Origin of the sequence: Amycolatopsis aidingensis (assembly GCF_018885265.1) — a bacterium.
In the GTDB taxonomy this organism is placed as follows: Bacteria; Actinomycetota; Actinomycetes; order Mycobacteriales; family Pseudonocardiaceae; genus Amycolatopsis; species Amycolatopsis aidingensis.
The window spans coordinates 1934773-1952199 of record NZ_CP076538.1; the positions used below are offsets into that span (position 1 = coordinate 1934773).

Below are 17427 nucleotides of genomic sequence, written 5' to 3' on the forward strand. Positions count from 1 at the left end.
GCCAGTTACAGCATCAAAGGGCTGTGTCGGGGCTGGCCAGTGGGGAGAGAGCAATGGACATGCTGGAAGGCAAGGCGGTGGTGGTGACCGGTGCCGGGCGTGGGCTCGGCGAGGCGTTCGCTATACATCTGGCCCAGGCCGGTGCGGCGGTCGTGGTCAACGATATCGACGCCGACCTGGCCGAACGTACGGCGGAGAACATCCGCGCGCATGGCGGACGCGCCGTGGCGAGCGCGGACACCGTGACCGATCCCACGCGGGCGCAAGCCATCGTCGACCTGTGTGTACGCGAATACGGCACGATCAGTGGACTGGTCAACAACGCAGGAGTGAACTACGAAGCGTCACCGTGGCAGGAGGATCCGGAGCAGGTACGGGAGCTGATCGAGGTGAACGTGCTCGGGGTGATCTACACCGGCACGGCGGCGGCCAGGGCCATGGTCGAGCACGGTGGGGGCGGCTCGATCGTGAACGTGTCCTCCGGGGCCTCGCTCGGTCAGCGCAAGCTCGGCACCTATGCGGCGAGTAAGGGCGCCGTGGCTTCGCTGACCTACTCCTGGGCGCTGGATCTCGAGGAGGCCGGGATCCGAGTCAACGCGGTGTGCCCGCTCGCGCACACCAGGATGGTCTGGAAGTCGGAGCGGTCGCTGCGCAACTGCCCGCCGGAGCGCACGCCCTCCCGGATCGCGCCGCTGGTGCTCTACCTGCTCGGGGACAGCTCGGACGGCATCACCGGCCAGCTGATCCGGTGCAACGGACCCCAGCTGCATCTGGTCGGCCAGCCCTTCCTCAAGGCGCCGATCCTGGAGCGGGCGGTGTGGGACACCGACAGCATCCGGCAGGCCTTCGACGAGGTGTTCAGCGCGCACCTCGAGCCCTACGGGCTGGAGAAGCGGGTGCCGCCCCGGCTGCGGAAGTGGACCGAGGGCGCGGCCTGAACAACCTAGGTCCGTGCGGCTTCGTACAGCGACTCGATATCCGGCCGGTAGCGCTCGGCGATGACCCGGCGCTTGAGTTTGAGCGTCGGGGTGACCTCCCCGGTCTCCGGGGTCCAGGTTTTCGGCAGCAGGTGGTACCGCTTGACCTGCTCCACCCTGGCCAGGCGGTCGTTGGCCGCCTGCACCGCGCGGTCGATCTCGGCCCGGATCGCGGGGTGCTCGGCGAGCGCGGTCACGTCCGCGCCCTCGATGTCCCGTGCGGCCGCCCAGGCAGGGGCGATCTCGTCGTCCAGCACGAGCAGCGCCGTCACGTACGGCCGGTCGTCCCCGATGGCGACCGCCTGCCCGATCAGCGGGTGCTCCTTCAGCAGCCCCTCGATCCGGGTCGGGGCGATGTTCTTCCCGCCGGAGGTGATGATCAGTTCCTTCTTCCGGTCGGTGATCGTGACGTAGCCCTCGTCGTCGATCGCGCCGATATCGCCGGTGGCCAGCCAGCCATCGGCATCGGTGGCCGGCTCGATCGTGCCGTCCGCGCCGAGATAGCCCGCGAACACGATCGGGCCGCGTACCAGCAGCTCCCCGTCCTCGGCGGTGCGCACCTCGAGATCGGCGAGCGGCCTGCCCACCGTGCCGGCCTTGAACGCGGCGGCGGTGTTGGCCGTGACCGCGCCGGTGGTCTCCGACAGCCCCCAGACCTCCTGGATCTCGACCCCGAGGCCGGCGAGGAAGTACAGCACCTCCAGCGGCAGGGCGGCGGCGCCGCTGGAGGCGATCAGCAACTCGTCCAGCCCGAGCAGCTGCCGCACCGGCGCCAGCACCGTGCGGTCGGCCTCGGCGATCCGTTCGGCAAGGTCGGCCGGTACCTCCTTGCGCTCGTTCCGTAGCCGGTAGCCCTGTTGCAGCAGCTCGTTGGCCGCCTCCAGCGCGGCGCGCCGGTCTTCCGGGGCCTGCGCGAGCATGTTCTTCATCCCCGCGACCATCTTCTCCCAGACCCTGGGCACGCCGAAGAAGCTCTGCGGCCGCACCCTGGTGAGCGCGCCGACCACCGCAGTCGGGTCGGCAAGGGTGTGCACGTGCCCGCAGGTGACGATCGGCAGGTAAACCGACAGCTCCCGCTCGGCGATATGGGCCAGCGGCAGGTAGGCGATGTTGCGCAGGTGTGAGGGCAGCTGGTGCACCTGCTGGATGGCGAGCGCCTCATGGATCGCGTTGCGGTGGGTGAGCACGACCCCCTTGGGATCCCCGGTGGTGCCGGAGGTGTAGATCATCGAGAGCGGGTCGTCCGGCGCGATGCCCCCGGCCGTCCGCTCGAACACCTCGGGATCGGCCGCGTGCAGCTCACGGCCCTGTTCACGCACGGCGGCGAGGCTGACGAACCGGTCGTCCCCCGCGGGCAGCGCGGCCTCATCCAGCACCACGACCCGGGTCAGTGCGGGCAGCTCGTCCAGCACCGGTAGCCAACGGTCCAGCTCCCCCTGGCCTTCCAGCACCGCGATCGGGGCCGCGCTGTGCCGCGCCACGAAGGCGATCTGCTCGCTGCTGAGCGTGGAGTAGGCCGTGCACGGGATGGCAGCCAGGTGGACGGCCGCGAGGTCGGCGACGAAATGCTCGGGGCGGCTGCTCGCCATGATCAGCATCCGCTGGCCCGCGCGGAGCCCGAGGTCGGCGAGGCCGCGCGCCACGGCGGCGATCTCCTCCCGTAGCCGGGCCCAGCTCAGCGTGGGAAGGTCCGCCGCATCCAGCGAGGTGAGCGCGGGCAGGTCCCCGTGCTCCGCGGCGTTGCGGCGCAGCAGGCTGGGGATGGTCTTGCCCTCGGTACGGTCGGCGACGGAAAGCTGGCTGGTCACGCGGGCCTCCTAGCGTCAGGTTCTGGGTAACCTACGTCACACCTGGCCAACGAGACAGCGTTTCGCCCGTTATTCAGCCTGCGCTGATCCGGTAGATCACGGTGCCAAGGGCGCTGATCCGCTCCGCGTGGTCCAGCACGGCGACCTCGCACCAGGTCATTCCTTCGCCCTCGGCGAGGATCCTGGCCCTGGCGCGTAGTTCCGCACCCGGCAGCGGTCCGAGGATCTGCGCGTGCAGCGCCACGGTGGCCCCGCGCAGTCCGGCACGCGGGGTGTGCACCGTCCACGGGCAGGTCGCCCCGGCCACATCGATCAGGGTGAGCGCGGCACCCTCGTGCATCCGCCCCTCGGCGTCCAGGTTCCGCTCGATTGCCGGCATCCCGAACTCCACCCGGCCTTCGTCCGCCCCGGTGACCTCGACCGCTCGCCGCCGCAGGTAGGGCAGTTCGGCGACCGCGGCGTTCAGCCCGGACGGATCGCCGCTGGGTGCCTGTGGGGCGGGGCCCACGATCGCGGGGCTCGCCTGCCGCTCGGCCACCGTGGCCGAGGCGTGCGCGATGTCCCTGCCGCGTCCGTCGGCGATCCGGGTCTCGAAGAAGCCGAGTTCCCGCGCCGCGCGCATCCGGTGAGTCCGCACCGGGAACGGGCCCTCCCTGCCTGCCCGGGTGTAGGCGACATGCAGGGAGACCGTGCTCGTCCGGTTCCCTGCGGTGAGGGTCCGTGCGGACAGGGCCGCCAGCGCGGCGATCGCGCCGCCGTGCAGCACGCCCCAGCCGGTCAACCGTTCGTGCTGGGGAAGCGTGAGGCGGCACTCGTCCGCGCCGAGGTGCTCGGCGCGCACGCCGAGGTCGGTGGCGAAGGGATCCCCGCCGAGCCGGTCCCGAAGCTCGTCCGTGCACATTCCCCGTCCCCCTGGTTCGCGCCGCCCCGTTTCGGGTAATCAGACGGTGATGACAACGGACACCAAGCACGACACCAAGCGCACTGTCAAGCGCCTGCTGGAGGTGGCAGGCAGGACGTATGCGGACGAGGCCGGGATCAGGCTGGCGGACAAGCCCGCGCCGCTGTACCAGCTGCTCGTGCTGTCGGTACTGCTGTCCACCCGGATCAAGGCGCAGATCGCGGTGGCGGCGGCCAGGGAGTTGCAGGCCGCCGGGTTCGGCACGCCGCAACGAATGCTGGCGGCGACCTGGCAGCAACGGGTGGACGCGCTCGGCAGGGGCCACTACGTGCGCTACGACGAGAGCACGGCCACCGCGCTGGGCGAGGGTGCCCAGCTGCTGCGCGAGGAGTACCGCGGTGACCTGCGGCGGATGCGGGAGCGCGCGGACGGTGATCCGGCGACTCTGCGCAGGCTGCTGAAGCAGGTGCCGAAGCTGGGTCCGGTCGGCGCCGAGATCTTCTGCCGGGAGGCCCAGCTGGTGTGGCCGGAACTGCGCCCGTACCTGGACCGCAAGGCCGCCAAGGGCGCCGAGCGTCTCGGCCTGCCCACCGAGGCCGAGAAGCTGGCCACGCTGGTGGAAGGGGAGGACCTCGCCCGGCTGACTGCCGCACTCATCCGGGTCACCCTGGACAAGGGCCTGCCCGGCAGGATTCTCGACCAGTGAAGCTAAGCTAACAACGCAGTGCAGAAACTCCAGATGGACTGCACAGCGACGACGGACCAGACTTGGCGTTCCGGACAGCTGTGACCCCCGCGACATCGGAGGAACGTGAAGGCTCTGGTCAAGGCCGCGCCCGGACCCGGCCTGGAACTCACCGAGGTACCGGACCCGCGACCCGGGCCCGGGGACGTCCTCGTCCGGGTGCTGCGCACCGGGATCTGCGGCACCGACCTGCACATCGACGCCTGGGACGACTGGGCGGCCCGGACCATCCAGGCGCCGCTGACGCTGGGCCATGAGTTCGTCGGCGAGGTCGTGCAGGTGGGCTCCGCGGTCACCAAGGTCAAGGCCGGTGACCTGGTCAGCGGGGAGGGCCACCTGGTGTGCGGCACCTGCCGCAACTGCATGGCGGGCCGGTGCCACCTGTGCGCGAACACCATCGGGCTGGGGGTGCACACCAACGGCGCCTTCGCCGAGTACGCCGTGCTGCCGGAGCGGAACACCTGGGTGCACGAGCACGAGGTGGACCTGGACGTGGCCGCCATCTTCGACCCCTTCGGCAACGCGGTGCACACCGCGTTGTCCTTCCCGGTGGTGGGGGAGGACGTGCTGATCACCGGCGCGGGCCCGATCGGCCTGATGGCGGCCGCGGTCGCCCGGCACGCGGGAGCCCGGCATGTGGTGGTCACCGATGTCAGCGAGCACCGGCTCGACCTCGCCCGCAAGATCGGCGTGGATCTCGCGCTGGACGTGCGCGGGGCGCGGATCGGCGAGGTGTACGAGGAGCTGCGCATGTCCGAGGGCTTCGACGTGGGGATGGAGATGTCCGGCCAGCCCTCCGCGCTGCGCGAGATGATCTCCTGTATGACGCACGGCGGCCGGATCGCCATGCTCGGCCTTCCCGCCGAGGAGATCGCCGTCGACTGGAGCGCGGTGGTGCTCAAGATGCTCACCATCAAGGGCATCTACGGCAGGGAGATGTTCGAGACCTGGTACTCGATGTCGGTGCTGCTGCAGGGCGGGCTGGACCTCTCCCCGGTGATCACCCACAAGTTCCCCTACACCGAGCACGAGACCGCGTTCGACACGGCGCGGGGCAGCAACTGCGGCAAGGTCATCCTGGACTGGACGGAGAACTGATGTTCGGCGCGATGCGCGACAACCTGCGGGCGGAACTCGGCGAGATCAGGGACGCCGGGCTGTACAAGGCGGAGCGGGTGCTCGGCAGCCCGCAGAGCGCCAAGGTGCGGGTGGGCGCGGACCAGCCGGGTGTGCTCAACTTCTGCGCGAACAACTACCTCGGCCTCGCCGACCACCCGGCGCTGACCGCGGCCGCCAAGGAGGCGCTGGACCACTGGGGCTTCGGGATGGCCTCGGTGCGGTTCATCTGCGGCACCCAGGAGCCGCACAAGCGGCTGGAGGCCAGGCTTTCGGAGTTCCTCGGCACTGAGGACACCATCCTGTACAGCTCCTGCTTCGACGCCAACGGCGGCCTGTTCGAGACCCTGCTCGGCGAGCAGGACGCGGTGATCTCCGACGAGCTGAACCACGCCTCGATCATCGACGGGATCCGGCTGTGCAAGGCGCGGCGTTCCCGCTACCGCAACCGGGACATGGCCGACCTGGAACAGAAGCTGGCGGAGGCCGCGGACGCGCGCTACCGGTTGATCGCCACCGACGGGGTGTTCTCGATGGACGGCTATCTCGCCCCACTGGACGAGATCTGCACGCTCGCCGAGAAGTACGACGCCCTGGTCATGGTGGACGACTCGCATGCGGTGGGCTTCATGGGCCCGACCGGCCGTGGTACCCCGGAGCTGTTCGGGGTCACCGACCGGGTGGACATCAACACCGGCACCCTCGGCAAGGCCCTCGGCGGGGCCAGCGGTGGGTACGTGTCCGCGCGCGCGGAGATCGTCGAGATGCTGCGCCAGCGCTCCCGCCCGTACCTGTTCTCCAACTCCCTGGCGCCTGCCATCACCGCGAGCGCGTTGGCCGCGCTGGACCTGCTGGACTCCTCGGGTGAGCTGCTGGAGCGGCTGCGGGCCAACAGCGAGCTGTTCCGCAGGCGGATGACCGAGGAGGGCTTCGACCTGCTGCCCGGTGAGCACCCGATCATCCCGGTGATGATCGGCGACGCCGCCGAGGCCGCCCGGCTGGCCGAGAAGCTGCTCGAGCAGGGCGTGTACGTGATCGGTTTCTCCTACCCGGTGGTACCGCACGGCAAGGCCAGGATCCGTACCCAGATGTCCGCCGCCCATTCCACGGAGGACGTCAACCGCGCGGTGGACGCCTTCGTGGCCGCCCGCAAGCAGCTCGCCGGCTGAAATGCCGTGAACGTGGCTTTCGCGACGCTGAGCGTCTCAAAAGTGCCGTTCGCGACGTCTGACGCCCCGATCGCCACGTTCAGGGCTCTCTGGGCGAGGATGGCTGGGTGATCGATCCCAGACGGCTGAAGGTGCTGCGCGCACTGGCGGACCACGGCACGGTGACCGCCGCGGGCAACGCGCTGCACCTGAGCCCGTCCGCGGTGTCCCAGCAACTGGCCGCGCTGGAAGCTGAGGTCGGGCAGGAACTGTTGCGCCGCAAGGGCAGGCGGGTGTGGCTGACCTCGGCGGGTGAGTTGCTGGTCGAACACGCCAACGCGGTGCTCGCCGAGTTGGAGCACGCCGAGGCCAGGCTGGCCGCGCATGCCTCGGGCGTGCTCGGGCGGGTGGAGGTCGCCGCCTTCGCCTCGGCCATCACGCAGGTGGTCGCCCCGGCGATCGCCGCGCTCCGGGAGTCCACTCCGGACCTGCGGGTACACGTGCGGGATGCCGAGGGGCAGCAGAGCCTGCCGTTGCTGCTGGACGGCGAGATCGATATCGCGGTGACCGTGCAGTACCGGGCCACTCCCGGCGAGCACGACCGCAGGCTCAGCCGCGTCCCGCTGTACGCCGAGCCGTTCTACGCGGTGCTACCGCCCGGCCACCCGGCGATCGCGGGCGGGTCGGTGCGGCTGGCCGACCTCGCCGAGGAGGACTGGATCGCGCCGCTGCCCGGCAACCCCTGCCGGGATCTGGTGCTGCTGTCCTGCGAGGCCGCGGGTTTCGCGCCGCGGATCACGCAGACCTCGGACGACTTCGACGCGGAGGCGGCGCTGGTGACAGCCGGAGCCGGGGTCGCGCTGATCCCGCGCACCGCCCTGGGCGCGACCGACCCGGCGCGGGTGCTGCCGGTGGCTGGGGAGACGCCGACCCGGCGGGTGTTCGCCGCGGTCCGGCGGGGCCGCGAGGAGCATCCGCTGGTTTCCGCCGTCGGGCTGGCCCTGCGCGCGGCGGCGGAGGAAGTACCGACCCGGCTGCATGGTGCGGGCGGTGACCGAGCCGCACCCGGCAGGCCTCGCCCCGCCGCTGTGGTCCGGCGGGGCGAGGCAGGGTCGGGGTACTAGCAGGACCCGATACGTTCCCAGACGCTCGCGACACCCGGCTCGTCGCCCGGCCAGGCATACCAGGTGGAGCGCCACTCCGAGCCGTCGTGGCTGACCACCGAACGCGGGTGGTACAGCTGGCCCGACTGCCAGGCTTCGGTCGAGCAGTCCGGTGGGTCACCCGGGTCCGAGCCGCCACCGTAGGGTGCCTTGGCCTTCTTCGCGGCATACATCAGCGCGGGCCGGACCTCGTTCCAGAACCCGTCCTGGCAGCCGTAGCGGGGCAGGAACCCGCCGCAGGAACCGGAGGCCGGGCCGACCTCGAAGGTGAACGAGGCGACGCCGAGCTTGTCGTAGGTCCAGTCGTCGTGGCCACCGGAGGCGGAGTAGAGGATCTCCGGCGCTTGCCCGTACCGGTAGCCCATCATGTTCGCCATATCCCGCGCCATCGAGCGCAGGCTGCTGTCGTTGCCGGTGCGCACGTTGGCGTAGGCCCATGGGAACAGCACCATGTCGCTGTAGCTGTGCATGCTGAGCATGACGCCCTTGGTGTCGGCGGGCGCGGGGTTGCTGGGACCGCCGTCCCTGCGGTCCGGGTAGAGCTTGGTCCACAGGTTCTGCAACGCCCTGTTCTCCAGTTCGGAGTCCGCGTGCGGCCCGCGGTAGGTCTCCGCGCAGGGGTAGCTGGAGGAGCCGGACTCGCCCCAGTGGCTGCTGTTGTTCCGGTTCAGGTCGATACCGATCTGGGTACCGCTGCAGTTGCCGTTGCTGGTGTTGGCGTTCTTGCGTTGCAGCAGCGGGGAGTTGCCGTTCTGCTGGACGATGTCCACCCCGTCCGGGTTCCCGATCGGCACCACCCAGACCTCGGTGGTGTCCAAAAGGGACTTGATCTCGGTGTTGCCTGCGTAGCCGTCGGTGAGGTGGTCGATCCAGCGCCAGGACATCACACCGGTGGTGATCTCCCGCGCGTGCACCTGGCTCATCACGAAGAACCGCGGCTTCGGCGCGTCGGTGCGCTGCTGGCAGTCCGTTCCGGTGCGCTTGGTGATGCAGATGGCCTTCAGGTCGTAGCCGCGGGGGTCGCCGTTCGCCTTGCGCCAGGACTGGCCGTAGGTCACCACGGTGGCCAGGTCCGGGTGATCGGCAGCGACCTTGTCCAGATGCGCGTAGTGCGCGTTCACCGTCGGGTAGCCGCCGTAGTAGGTCTCGTTGATGTCCGATGCGCTGCGGGTCTCGTTGCTGTCGCGCTGGCGCGGCGGCTCCCACTGCGGCTTCGGCAACACCGAGTCGACCTCGGCCCGGAAGCCGGCGGCGCGCAGTTTCCGTTGGGTGGCGGCGTCGCCGAGCACGAAGAGATTGTCACCTTCGCGCTGTTCCAGCACATCGAAACCCTGCCGGAGCAGTTCCTGGGCGCGGTCCGGGGTGCCGATCGGGACCCGGAACACGTAGGTCGCTCCCTCGGCGGTGTCGGCCGGGGCCGTCGTGCCGGGCGCGGCGTCCGCCGTCCCGGTGCGTTCGGGTGTGGCCAGCAGCGCCCCACCGAGGGCGAGCGCTGCGAGCAGCGCGAACAGGGTTCTCTTCGTCATCGAACAGCCACTCCTTCGGGGTATGCAGGGGGGCCGAGGTGCCGCCCCGGACACACCGATGCCAGGGCGGTCGAGGGCGTCCGCCCTGGCGGCGATGAGCCGGCACAGTCACCTCGGCTAGCAAGCACTATGCGTCATAGCACGGGGAGCGGGGGCATCCGAACGAGCCATAGGCGCCGTCTATGAGCGCAAGTCGACACGACCGGGTTAACGGGCTTCTGTCGCCAGGCCCGCGCTGGTAGCCAGGTTGTGGTGGCCGGTTGCGATCGGAGGTTGGTGTGCGCGGGATCCGGGTGCTGCTCTCCGCTGTCGTGCTGGCCGCCGGTGTGGCCGTGGCCCCGCAGGCCGCGGCCACGTCGACCATTGGCGAGTACGTGGCCCTTGGCGACTCCTACGCCTCCGGCCTCGGCACCGGACATTACGATCCGGCCGGTGACGGCTGCCGCCGTGGCCCCCAGGCTTACCCCGCCCTGTGGGCCGCCCGGCACCCGGGGGTGGAGTTCCGGTTCCTGGCCTGCTCCGGTGCGACGACCGCTACCGTCGCGACCCGGCGCATGCTGGCCGACATCGGGCCGGAGACCGGGCTGGTGACGCTGACCGTGGGCGGTAACGACGCGGGCTTCGTCGATGTGCTGACCACCTGCGTACTGTACGGCGACCGGGACTGCGCGCGCCGGACCAGCCGGGCCGAGGAGTTCGTGCGCACCGAGCTGCCCGGCAGGCTGGACCGGGTCTATGCGGCGATCGCCGGGCGGGCGCAGGCGGCGCGGATCGTGGTGCTGGGCTACCCGCGGTTGTTCGAAACCGGCCCCTGCCCCGGCGGGCTGAGCCGGGCGAAGCGGGTGGCGCTGAACCAGGCCGCCGACGTGCTCGCGGGGATCATCGAGGAACGAGCGAGTGCGGCCGGACTCACCTATGTGGACGTACGCGACCGGTTCGCCGGGCACGGAGTATGCGCGAGCGATTCCTGGATCAACCCGCTTACCTCCCCGCTGACCGAGTCCTACCACCCCAACCGCTCCGGCCACGCCCGCGGCTACCTGCCCGCCCTGCTTGCCTCCCGGTAGTTCCGGGAAGGCATGACAGCGAGGAACGCCGCGAACCCGGCAGTGAGGGTAAGGCCCGTGTACAGCACCGGCCACCGACCGAACCGCCAGGCGATGACCAGGTAGACGATGAACCCGAGCGCTAACCCGATGAGCACGAGTGCGTACCGCAGTCGCGACCGTCCGTGCCGGTGGATCGCGTATGCCCCGAGCAGGTAGGCCGCTATCCAGCTCAGCCAGCCTGCGGCATCGACCAGAAACACCGCGCGGACCCCCTTTCCGCAGGGGGCGAACCTCACCCCGCGGACAGGATATCCGGGGGACGGCTGGTGTTTCCCTGCAGGCCACCGGCGTCGGCTGCGCCGTCGATAGGGTGTTCGCCATGGCACTGCTGGCACGGCGGCTGGGCACGGCGGACGCCGTGGTGATCGGACTCGGGTCGATGATCGGCGCCGGGGTGTTCGCCGCCTTCGCGCCCGCCTCCGCCGCCGCGGGGACCGGCCTGCTGGCTGCCCTCGCCATCGCCGGGGCGGTCGCCTACTGCAACGCTCGCAGCTCGGCCGTGCTGGCCGCCCAGTACCCGGTCTCCGGTGGCACCTATGTGTACGGAAGGGAGCGGCTCGGCCCGTGGTGGGGTTTCACCGCGGGCTGGGGCTTCGTGATCGGCAAGACGGCCTCCTGCGCGGCCATGGCGCTCACCTTCGCCGCCTATGCGGCGCCGGATATCGCCAGGCCGCTCGCCGCCGCTGCGGTACTCGCGTTGACCGCGGTCAACTATTTCGGCATCACCAAGACCGCCGGGCTGGCCAGGGTGCTGCTGACCATCACCCTGCTGGGTATCGCCGCGGTACTGGTGGCGGTGTTCGGCGGCGGCCAGGTGGATGCCGCGGTTCTCGGCGGCGGGTGGACCGGCGGGGTGTCCGGCCTGCTCCAGGCCGCAGGCCTGCTGTTCTTCGCCTTCGCGGGCTACGCGCGGATCGCCACCATGGGCGAGGAGGTGCGCGATCCGGGCCGGACGATCCCGCGCGCGATCAGCATCGCGCTGGTGGCCGCGCTGGTGCTGTATGCCGTGGTCGCCGTGGGCCTGCTGCTCGTACTCGGCCCGGAGGCGCTGGCGGGTTCCCGCGCACCGCTGGCCGATGCGGTGCGGGCAGGCGGGATGGACTGGCTGGCCCCCGCCGCGCGGATCGCAGCCGCCGTGGCCAGCCTCGGCGCGTTGCTGGCGCTGATCACCGGAATCGGGCGCACCACGCTGGCCATGGCCCGCAACCACGACCTGCCCGGCTGGTTGGCCGCGGTGAACTCCCGGCGGCAGGTGCCGCATCATGCCGAGCTGGTGCTGGCGCTGGTGGTGTGTGCCCTGGTGCTGACGCTCGACCTGCGCGGCGCCATCGGATTCTCGTCGTTCGGGGTGCTGGTGTACTACGCCATCGCGAACGCCTCGGCGTTCACCCTGCCCGCCGGGTTGCGCCGGATGCCCCGGTGGCTGCCGGTGTTCGGGCTCGGCGGTTGCCTCCTGCTGGCCGCCACCCTGCCGTGGCAGTCGGTGCTGGCCGGCGTCCTGGTGTTCGCGGTCGGCCTCGGTGGCCGGGTCGTGGTGCGTGCCCGCCGCGCCTGACCGGTCACTGGTCCTTACGTTCGCCGGAACGGGTCTCGCCGATGACGGGTGGCACGGTCTTGCCGACGCCGTCGGTGCCGAAGTACTCGTTCGGGTCATCTTCCTGGAGGTATTCGGCCCGCTTGTGGTCCTTGTCCTCGTCCTTGTTGCCGCGACCACCGGCAGCGCCCATCGGGGCCCCCGCGCCGCGTGCCCCGGCGCCGCCCTGGCTGCTGCCGCCGCGGGCGAACTCGTTGGCCGAACGCGCGCCCGGCTCACCGGCCCCGGTGCCGCGCCCGGGACCCGCCGGGGTTCCCTGCGAGCCGCCGCGGGGCGCGGGCATACCGCCACGGGGAGCGCCGCCGGTGCCGCCGCCGGTCACCCTGCTGCCCGCGCTGCCGGAGCCGTACCCCCCGCCACGACCGGTCGAGCCGAAGCCGCGGCCCGGCCGGTTGCGGGTGGTCTCGCTGCCGAGCCTGCCGAGACCACTGCCGCCGCCCGGCGCCACGGCGCCGCCCATGTTGCCGCCGCCGCTGGCCGCCGGTCGGCCCCACTGACCTGGCTGGGTGTTCGGGTTGTTGACCTGCGGGTTCGGCCCCGCACCACTACTGACCCCCGGCGACGGGCTCACGCCGGTACGTGGTCCGGATGGCTGCTCGTACGGCCCACCACCCATCGGCGAACCCGGACCACCCGGCGTCGAGACCGGTGGGCCGCCGCCGAAGCCGGAGGTCCGGGTGCCGCTGTCGATCGGGGCGGAGGAGGGCGCCGTCGAGTCGGCGGGCTGCGGGGCGGAGGAGAAGGTCGGCTGAGTGGAGCCGGTGCTGTACAGCGCCTGGTCCCGTGCCTGCACCACGGCGGCGGCCTGCTCGTGCGCCTCCTGCCGCAGGCGCGCCTGGTGCTCCATGGTCGCCAGCGCGCCGAGTTGCTTGCCCCAGTCGCCGTTCTCGGCGTGCTGGCTTGCCTGCGCCATCGACTCCTCGACCGACCTGCCAGCCGGTTCCGGCATGTTGTTCTTCGCCTGGATCAGCGTGGCCGACTGCTGGGAGAGGCGGTTGGAGGTCAGGTAGGAGGCCTCCCCGGAGGCGTCCGACCAGTCGGCGAGAGCCCCGAAGAAGGCGTGCGCCTTGGCGGCCCCCTCGCCCTGCCACTCGGCCTCCTCCTTGGCCGCGGCCTTGCGGAAGGAGTCGGCGAGTTGCTTCTGCGCGTTGCCGAGGTCGTTGGCGATCACGCCCTGCTCGTCCACGCTGGCCGGGTCGACCGCATCGTTGACCATGGAGATCAGCTGCTCGTGCGGGCGGCTGCGGTAGTCGTGGTCGGAAGGATCGAGCCCGGAGCGGAACTCCTGACCGGCCAGCAGCCGGTCGGCCTCGGCAGCGGAGTACTGACCCGCGACCTGCTGCGCATGAGCTGGGTCCGCGGGCACGGCGCCGCGTCCCACCCCTGGTGCCCCGTGGTGCGCGGCGTCGGCATACACCTCGCCCTCGTACGACCGGGGCGTGTATCCCTCCGACATCGCCACTCCCTCCCTGCTCACTGCACCTTCGGAAGCATCGGTTCAAGCTGCTTGGCGTATTTCTTGGCTTCTGCGCATGCGTCGCGACCGTATCCTTGGGTTATCGTGGTTCCGATAATTGCCCTGGCATTTTCGGCGACTTTCATGGCGATATCGCATGCGTCAGCCGGACGGTAGGAGCGCAAGGCTGGGCGACCGTTGATCTGGGTTTCGACAGCGCTCGGGTCCGTCTTGCGAAACTCCGCCATGCCCTGCACCGGGTCCAACGCGATGGCGACCGCGCCGTACTGGGTTTTACTGGCGTGACACTCGTTTCGAGCAGTCTTGTTTTCTCCAGGTTTGAATCCTTGTCCGGACAGGATATCGTCTAGCATTGTGCAAGCGTTCATGGTGTCGAATATGTGCAGAGCTTCGGCTGACGGTACGCTCGACGCTTGGTTTCTCCCCGTTGTGACTGATTGTGCACTGCCCGTGCTCTGGATAGAACAACCCGCGATGGTCATAACGGCACATGCTGCGAAAATTGTCCATGTGTCCGCTCTTTTTATGATCGACATAGGCATGCGGCGGGTCAACCCTCCTTGCCTGCTAGGAAGAGGCTGGGAGCTTGGTCGACCGTGTCGTTGACGATGGAGATCAGCTGTTGGTGCGGGCGGTTGGTGGAACTCCTCGCCGGAGAGTAGCCGCTCGGCCTCGGCAGTGGAATACTGTTTGGCGACTTGCTGCGCGGCGTCGGCGTACACCTCGCACTCGTAGGAGCGAGGCGTGTATCCCTCCGACATCGCCACTCCCTCCCTGCTCACTGCACCTTCGGAAGCATCGGTTCAAGCTGCTTGGCGTATTTTCGTGCTTCGGCACATTCGTCGATTCCTGAACTACCTACGGCATTCATTGAGGTCATGACACGAGCTTTCTCACCAACCGCCATGGCGACCAGGCAGCTACCCGCCTGGCCTTCGCCTTCCATGGCGTCGCGGCCGTTGATTTGAAAACTGGTTGCCCCTGGAGTTGTCGCTGCAAACTCGGCTAGGTTCTGTGTTGGGGCCAAGGCTAAACCCACGCCGCCATACCTGATTTTCGTAGCACCACACTCGTTACGCGCGGTCTTGCTTTCGAGTGGTCCGAATCCCTGACCTGCCAGTAGCTCTTCGAGTACCGTACAGGCATCCATACTGGCCAGTGCATCCCCAGGCTGGTTTGTGGGTGCCGAGGTGGCATTGTTGGTAGGTTCAACAGGTTGCGGCGACCCCTGTTCTTCCTGTGAACAACCGCCAAGGGCCACCAGCAGTGTGGCTGCTGCGGCTAACCAGGTAACCGGCTTCTGCATCATTCCTCGTGACATGAACTATTGACTCTCGGTAGCGGCGAGGAAGGGGCCGAGAGCTTGGTTAGCCTCTTCGTCGGCTGCGTTGTAATTCCGTTTCGCGATATCGAGAGCTTCCCTGAGGTGGCCGAGACCCTGTTGGAAGCTCTTGAAAGCTGGAGCCAGTGAACGTTCGTCGGAGTCCAGGGCGTTGAGGACGTGCCGGGCGACCTGTTGCGCGTACTCGTCGGTGCCCAATTTGGGCGCCCTGCAAAGATGGTCTACTCGGTAGCCTACACCGGCGACTTGCATCTCGGCTTCGTCTACGGCGGAGAGGAAGGCTTGGCCCATCTCCTCGCTGACTGCCCACTTGCCTGCCTTGGCCTCGCCGAGCATGCCCTTGGCGTCTTCGGCGAAGGCCTTGGCCTGTGCCTCGCTGTCGGCACCAGCGATGATGCTCTGCAGGAAGCTGTTGCCCGCGTCGCCCTCCGCCATGCTGCCCCTCCCTGAGCTCAAGGCTTGGTCGTCGGTCGCGCACCTAGAGTATCAACGCGAGCTCAACCCGTCCCCACTTCGAGGACGTCGCTGAGCCGTTCGCGCAGCCATTGGGCGATGCGGCGGTTGTCCGCACCGGTGAAGGTCTGCCGCTGCGCACCGTCGGGAAGCTGCTCGGTGACCGCGAAGAAGCGGCCGTCGTCGGTGTCGAACCAGGTCAGCGAGCCGAGTTGCTGCTCGCGGCCGCGTTGGGCGCGGGTGTCGGGCTCGCGGGCCGAGCAGGAGATGATCCCGTAGCGCAGCATCGGTGCGGTGAAGAAATGCTCGATGGCCTTCCGGTTGCTGCGCTCGACACCCTCACTGTCGTCGGTGACCGGCAGCTCGTCCTCGCCACTGTGCCCCGTCCTCGCCGGGGTCAGGATCGTGGCTGGGTTGTGCCGGAGGGCGGGCCACTCGGGCAGGAAGGACACCATCTCCGGCACCACCTGCTCCGGCCGGAGCCGTTCGAACAGCAGCCTGTCGCCGGACTGCTGCGAGATGAAGCCCAGTTTGCCCTGCCAGCCACCTCGATACAGGTATCGGACGTCGGTCGCGGTCACGGTGGCCACCTGGGTCACCAGCACCCGAGGCGACGACCACGCTCGCAACAGGTCCTCGACCTCGGGGTGCAGGCTGTCGCCGATCGCCAGGCCGCTCTCGCGCAATCGCTCCCAGGTACGTGCGCGCTGCTCGGCCCGTTCGGTGAAGGTAGGGCTGGCGTACGGGATCTCGTACGGATACACCCAGCGACCGAGGCGCAGATCCTCTTCCAGGATGTCCAGTTCTTCCAGGTGCGCGCTGAACGACGCCGCCAACTCGAACCCCCTACCGCCGACACTACCGAACACTACGGTACGACGGCCAACGGTAGCGTACGGTTGTCAGGTGATCACTCGGCTCGCCGGTCAGTGACGAAGGTCGCTCAGAAAGGTGGCCCAGGCCGTCCGGCCGAAGGTCAAGGTCGGGCTGGGGGAGTGGTGCTTGCTGTCCCGGACCTGGACGACCCTTCCGGCGAATCGGGCCTCAACGCATCCGTGGGCGTTGTTGCTGTGGCTCGACTTGAACCAGCTGGACTGAAGGGTCTCGCGGCGAGGGGCCTGCATGGGGTCATTCTAGGTCTCTTGCGGTCTGTTTGATGAGTTCGAGCGAGTCGGCCCGGCTCAGGGCCACGTCGGTGGCGCTGGCGTGCGCGATGTCGTACTCCTTTACTTGCACAGGGTCTTCGATGAGCTGCATGGATGTCACCATTTCCACCCACGCGACGCTGGGCAGGTTCGGCTTGGGGAAGCTCAGCACATGGAAGCTGCCGTCCAGCGCATCGTGCCCCGGTGCCGCGAACGGCACGATCAGGACGGTCAGCGAGGCCGGGTGCTCCTCGATCCGCTGAGCCAGGTGCAGGAGCTGCCCGCGCAGTACCGCTGGGCCACCGATCTGCTGCCGGAGGGCGGCCTCGCTCAGTACGGTGATCAGTCTCAGCGGATCGTCGCCGCCCAGCCGCCGTTGGCGGGTTAGCCGTGCCTCCACCCGGCGTCCCGCTTCGGCGAGCCGGGCGTTGGGACTGCCCGACTCGATGATCGCCTGCGCGTACTCGCGCGTCTGCAGCAAGCCATGGATGAGGCTGCTGTTGAAGGTCAGGATGGTCTCCGCGCCGTGTTCGAGGCCGAAGAACCGCAAGACCTCGGGGGCGAAGAGGCCGCTGAACTTGGACCACCAGCCGCGGTGTCGGGCCACCTCGCGTAGCTCTTCGAGTTCGGCGGTCTCATCCTCGTTGAACTCATAAGCTGCCGCGATCTGGCCTAGCTTGGCCTCGGGGACGTTCTTCTTCCCGCTCTCCACGTCGCTGAGGAACGTGGGGGAGAGGCCGATCAGCTTGGACGCCCTGGTACCGGCGAGGCCGAGCAGTTCACGACGCTCGCGTAGCCGCAGGCCGAGATCCCAGCGTGCGACGACGGGTGATGACGGTGCCATGACGTCCCCTCTGTTGCCGGTGCCACCACCAAGTAGTAGTCACTCGGCACCGGGGATGCCATTACACGTTAGGTGGATA

General features: G+C 69.3%; 18 protein-coding genes. 7 read left to right on the forward strand and 11 right to left on the reverse strand.

Annotated features, from left to right (window positions below; genetic code table 11):
* The first annotated feature begins 53 nt into the window (after positions 1–53).
* Positions 54–938, forward strand: a complete 885-nt coding sequence (locus KOI47_RS09185) for an SDR family NAD(P)-dependent oxidoreductase (protein ID WP_216215564.1) — start codon at positions 54–56, stop codon at positions 936–938.
* Positions 939–943: 5 nt separating this feature from the next.
* Here the strand turns inward: KOI47_RS09185 and KOI47_RS09190 are convergent, their stop codons facing one another.
* Together KOI47_RS09190 and KOI47_RS09195 are read right to left on the reverse strand one after the other, a co-directional pair.
* Positions 944–2785, reverse strand: coding sequence for an AMP-dependent synthetase/ligase (locus tag KOI47_RS09190; RefSeq protein ID WP_216215565.1), 1842 nt, complete (start codon positions 2783–2785; stop codon positions 944–946).
* Positions 2786–2858: 73 nt separating this feature from the next.
* Positions 2859–3686, reverse strand: coding sequence for a PaaI family thioesterase (locus tag KOI47_RS09195; protein WP_216215566.1), 828 nt, complete (start codon positions 3684–3686; stop codon positions 2859–2861).
* A gap of 49 nt (positions 3687–3735) precedes the next feature.
* Between KOI47_RS09195 and KOI47_RS09200 the strand changes: the two genes are divergently transcribed.
* The 4 genes from KOI47_RS09200 (at position 3736) to KOI47_RS09215 (ending at position 7819) form a co-directional block, all read left to right on the forward strand.
* On the forward strand, positions 3736–4392 hold the full coding sequence (locus KOI47_RS09200) for an endonuclease (protein ID WP_216215567.1): 657 nt from the start codon (positions 3736–3738) through the stop codon (positions 4390–4392).
* A 105-nt stretch (positions 4393–4497) separates the two neighbouring features.
* Complete coding sequence (gene tdh / locus KOI47_RS09205; RefSeq protein ID WP_216215568.1) at positions 4498–5529, forward strand: L-threonine 3-dehydrogenase; 1032 nt, start codon at positions 4498–4500, stop codon at positions 5527–5529.
* Positions 5529–6716, forward strand: coding sequence for a glycine C-acetyltransferase (locus KOI47_RS09210; RefSeq protein WP_216215569.1), 1188 nt, complete (start codon positions 5529–5531; stop codon positions 6714–6716). The genes tdh and KOI47_RS09210 overlap by 1 nt, the downstream gene beginning before the upstream one ends.
* A 107-nt stretch (positions 6717–6823) precedes the next feature.
* Positions 6824–7819, forward strand: coding sequence for a LysR family transcriptional regulator (locus tag KOI47_RS09215; RefSeq protein ID WP_216215570.1), 996 nt, complete (start codon positions 6824–6826; stop codon positions 7817–7819).
* On the opposite strand, the gene KOI47_RS09220 is transcribed toward KOI47_RS09215, so the two are convergent.
* On the reverse strand, positions 7816–9384 hold the full coding sequence (locus KOI47_RS09220; RefSeq protein ID WP_216215571.1) for a M14 family zinc carboxypeptidase: 1569 nt from the start codon (positions 9382–9384) through the stop codon (positions 7816–7818). The genes KOI47_RS09215 and KOI47_RS09220 overlap by 4 nt on opposite strands.
* A 260-nt stretch (positions 9385–9644) precedes the next feature.
* On the opposite strand from KOI47_RS09220, the gene KOI47_RS09225 reads away from it, so the two are divergent.
* On the forward strand, positions 9645–10451 hold the full coding sequence (locus KOI47_RS09225) for an SGNH/GDSL hydrolase family protein (RefSeq protein WP_232376636.1): 807 nt from the start codon (positions 9645–9647) through the stop codon (positions 10449–10451).
* Here the strand turns inward: KOI47_RS09225 and KOI47_RS09230 are convergent.
* Positions 10421–10729 carry a hypothetical protein gene (locus KOI47_RS09230; RefSeq protein WP_216215572.1) on the reverse strand — a complete coding sequence of 103 codons (309 nt, stop codon included), beginning with the start codon at positions 10727–10729 and terminating at the stop codon, positions 10421–10423. The genes KOI47_RS09225 and KOI47_RS09230 overlap by 31 nt on opposite strands.
* 83 nt (positions 10730–10812) lie before the next feature.
* Here KOI47_RS09230 and KOI47_RS09235 point away from each other — a divergent pair, with 83 nt between their 5' ends.
* Complete coding sequence (locus KOI47_RS09235) at positions 10813–12048, forward strand: APC family permease (protein ID WP_216215573.1); 1236 nt, start codon at positions 10813–10815, stop codon at positions 12046–12048.
* 4 nt (positions 12049–12052) lie between these two features.
* Here the strand turns inward: KOI47_RS09235 and KOI47_RS09240 are convergent, their stop codons facing one another.
* From KOI47_RS09240 to KOI47_RS09270, 7 genes are all read right to left on the reverse strand, one after another.
* Positions 12053–13543: a hypothetical protein gene (locus KOI47_RS09240; protein ID WP_216215574.1), complete on the reverse strand. Its 1491-nt coding sequence runs from the start codon at positions 13541–13543 to the stop codon at positions 12053–12055.
* A gap of 17 nt (positions 13544–13560) precedes the next feature.
* Entirely contained in the window at positions 13561–14046 is a 486-nt protein-coding gene (locus KOI47_RS09245) for a DUF3558 domain-containing protein (protein WP_216215575.1), read from the reverse strand.
* 296 nt (positions 14047–14342) lie between these two features.
* Positions 14343–14870: a DUF3558 domain-containing protein gene (locus KOI47_RS09250; protein WP_216215576.1), complete on the reverse strand. Its 528-nt coding sequence runs from the start codon at positions 14868–14870 to the stop codon at positions 14343–14345.
* Between the two features lie 18 nt (positions 14871–14888).
* The gene (locus tag KOI47_RS09255) at positions 14889–15341 is read right to left on the reverse strand and encodes a hypothetical protein (protein ID WP_216215577.1); all 453 of its coding nucleotides are present in this window, start codon (positions 15339–15341) and stop codon (positions 14889–14891) included.
* 62 nt (positions 15342–15403) lie between these two features.
* A complete protein-coding gene (locus tag KOI47_RS09260; protein WP_232376637.1) occupies positions 15404–16195 on the reverse strand; it encodes an ESX secretion-associated protein EspG in 792 nt (263 codons plus the stop codon).
* Between the two features lie 90 nt (positions 16196–16285).
* Positions 16286–16483, reverse strand: a complete 198-nt coding sequence (locus KOI47_RS09265) for a DUF397 domain-containing protein (RefSeq protein WP_216215578.1) — start codon at positions 16481–16483, stop codon at positions 16286–16288.
* A 4-nt stretch (positions 16484–16487) separates the two neighbouring features.
* A complete protein-coding gene (locus KOI47_RS09270; RefSeq protein ID WP_216215579.1) occupies positions 16488–17348 on the reverse strand; it encodes a DUF5753 domain-containing protein in 861 nt (286 codons plus the stop codon).
* Between the last annotated feature and the right edge of the window lie 79 nt (positions 17349–17427).

Bases quoted from the DNA above. Each gene is read 5' to 3' on its own strand.
- KOI47_RS09250 (WP_216215576.1), bottom strand. From the start codon at position 14,870: ATGCAGAAGCCGGTTACCTGGTTAGCCGCAGCAGCCACACTGCTGGTG.
- KOI47_RS09265 (WP_216215578.1), bottom strand. From the start codon at position 16,483: ATGCAGGCCCCTCGCCGCGAGACCCTTCAGTCCAGCTGGTTCAAGTCG.
- KOI47_RS09240 (WP_216215574.1), bottom strand. From the start codon at position 13,543: ATGTCGGAGGGATACACGCCCCGGTCGTACGAGGGCGAGGTGTATGCC.
- KOI47_RS09220 (WP_216215571.1), bottom strand. From the start codon at position 9,384: ATGACGAAGAGAACCCTGTTCGCGCTGCTCGCAGCGCTCGCCCTCGGT.
- KOI47_RS09210 (WP_216215569.1), top strand. From the start codon at position 5,529: ATGTTCGGCGCGATGCGCGACAACCTGCGGGCGGAACTCGGCGAGATC.
- KOI47_RS09270 (WP_216215579.1), bottom strand. From the start codon at position 17,348: ATGGCACCGTCATCACCCGTCGTCGCACGCTGGGATCTCGGCCTGCGG.
- KOI47_RS09245 (WP_216215575.1), bottom strand. From the start codon at position 14,046: ATGACCATCGCGGGTTGTTCTATCCAGAGCACGGGCAGTGCACAATCA.
- KOI47_RS09235 (WP_216215573.1), top strand. From the start codon at position 10,813: ATGGCACTGCTGGCACGGCGGCTGGGCACGGCGGACGCCGTGGTGATC.
- KOI47_RS09255 (WP_216215577.1), bottom strand. From the start codon at position 15,341: ATGGCGGAGGGCGACGCGGGCAACAGCTTCCTGCAGAGCATCATCGCT.
- KOI47_RS09200 (WP_216215567.1), top strand. From the start codon at position 3,736: ATGACAACGGACACCAAGCACGACACCAAGCGCACTGTCAAGCGCCTG.
- KOI47_RS09185 (WP_216215564.1), top strand. From the start codon at position 54: ATGGACATGCTGGAAGGCAAGGCGGTGGTGGTGACCGGTGCCGGGCGT.
- KOI47_RS09195 (WP_216215566.1), bottom strand. From the start codon at position 3,686: ATGTGCACGGACGAGCTTCGGGACCGGCTCGGCGGGGATCCCTTCGCC.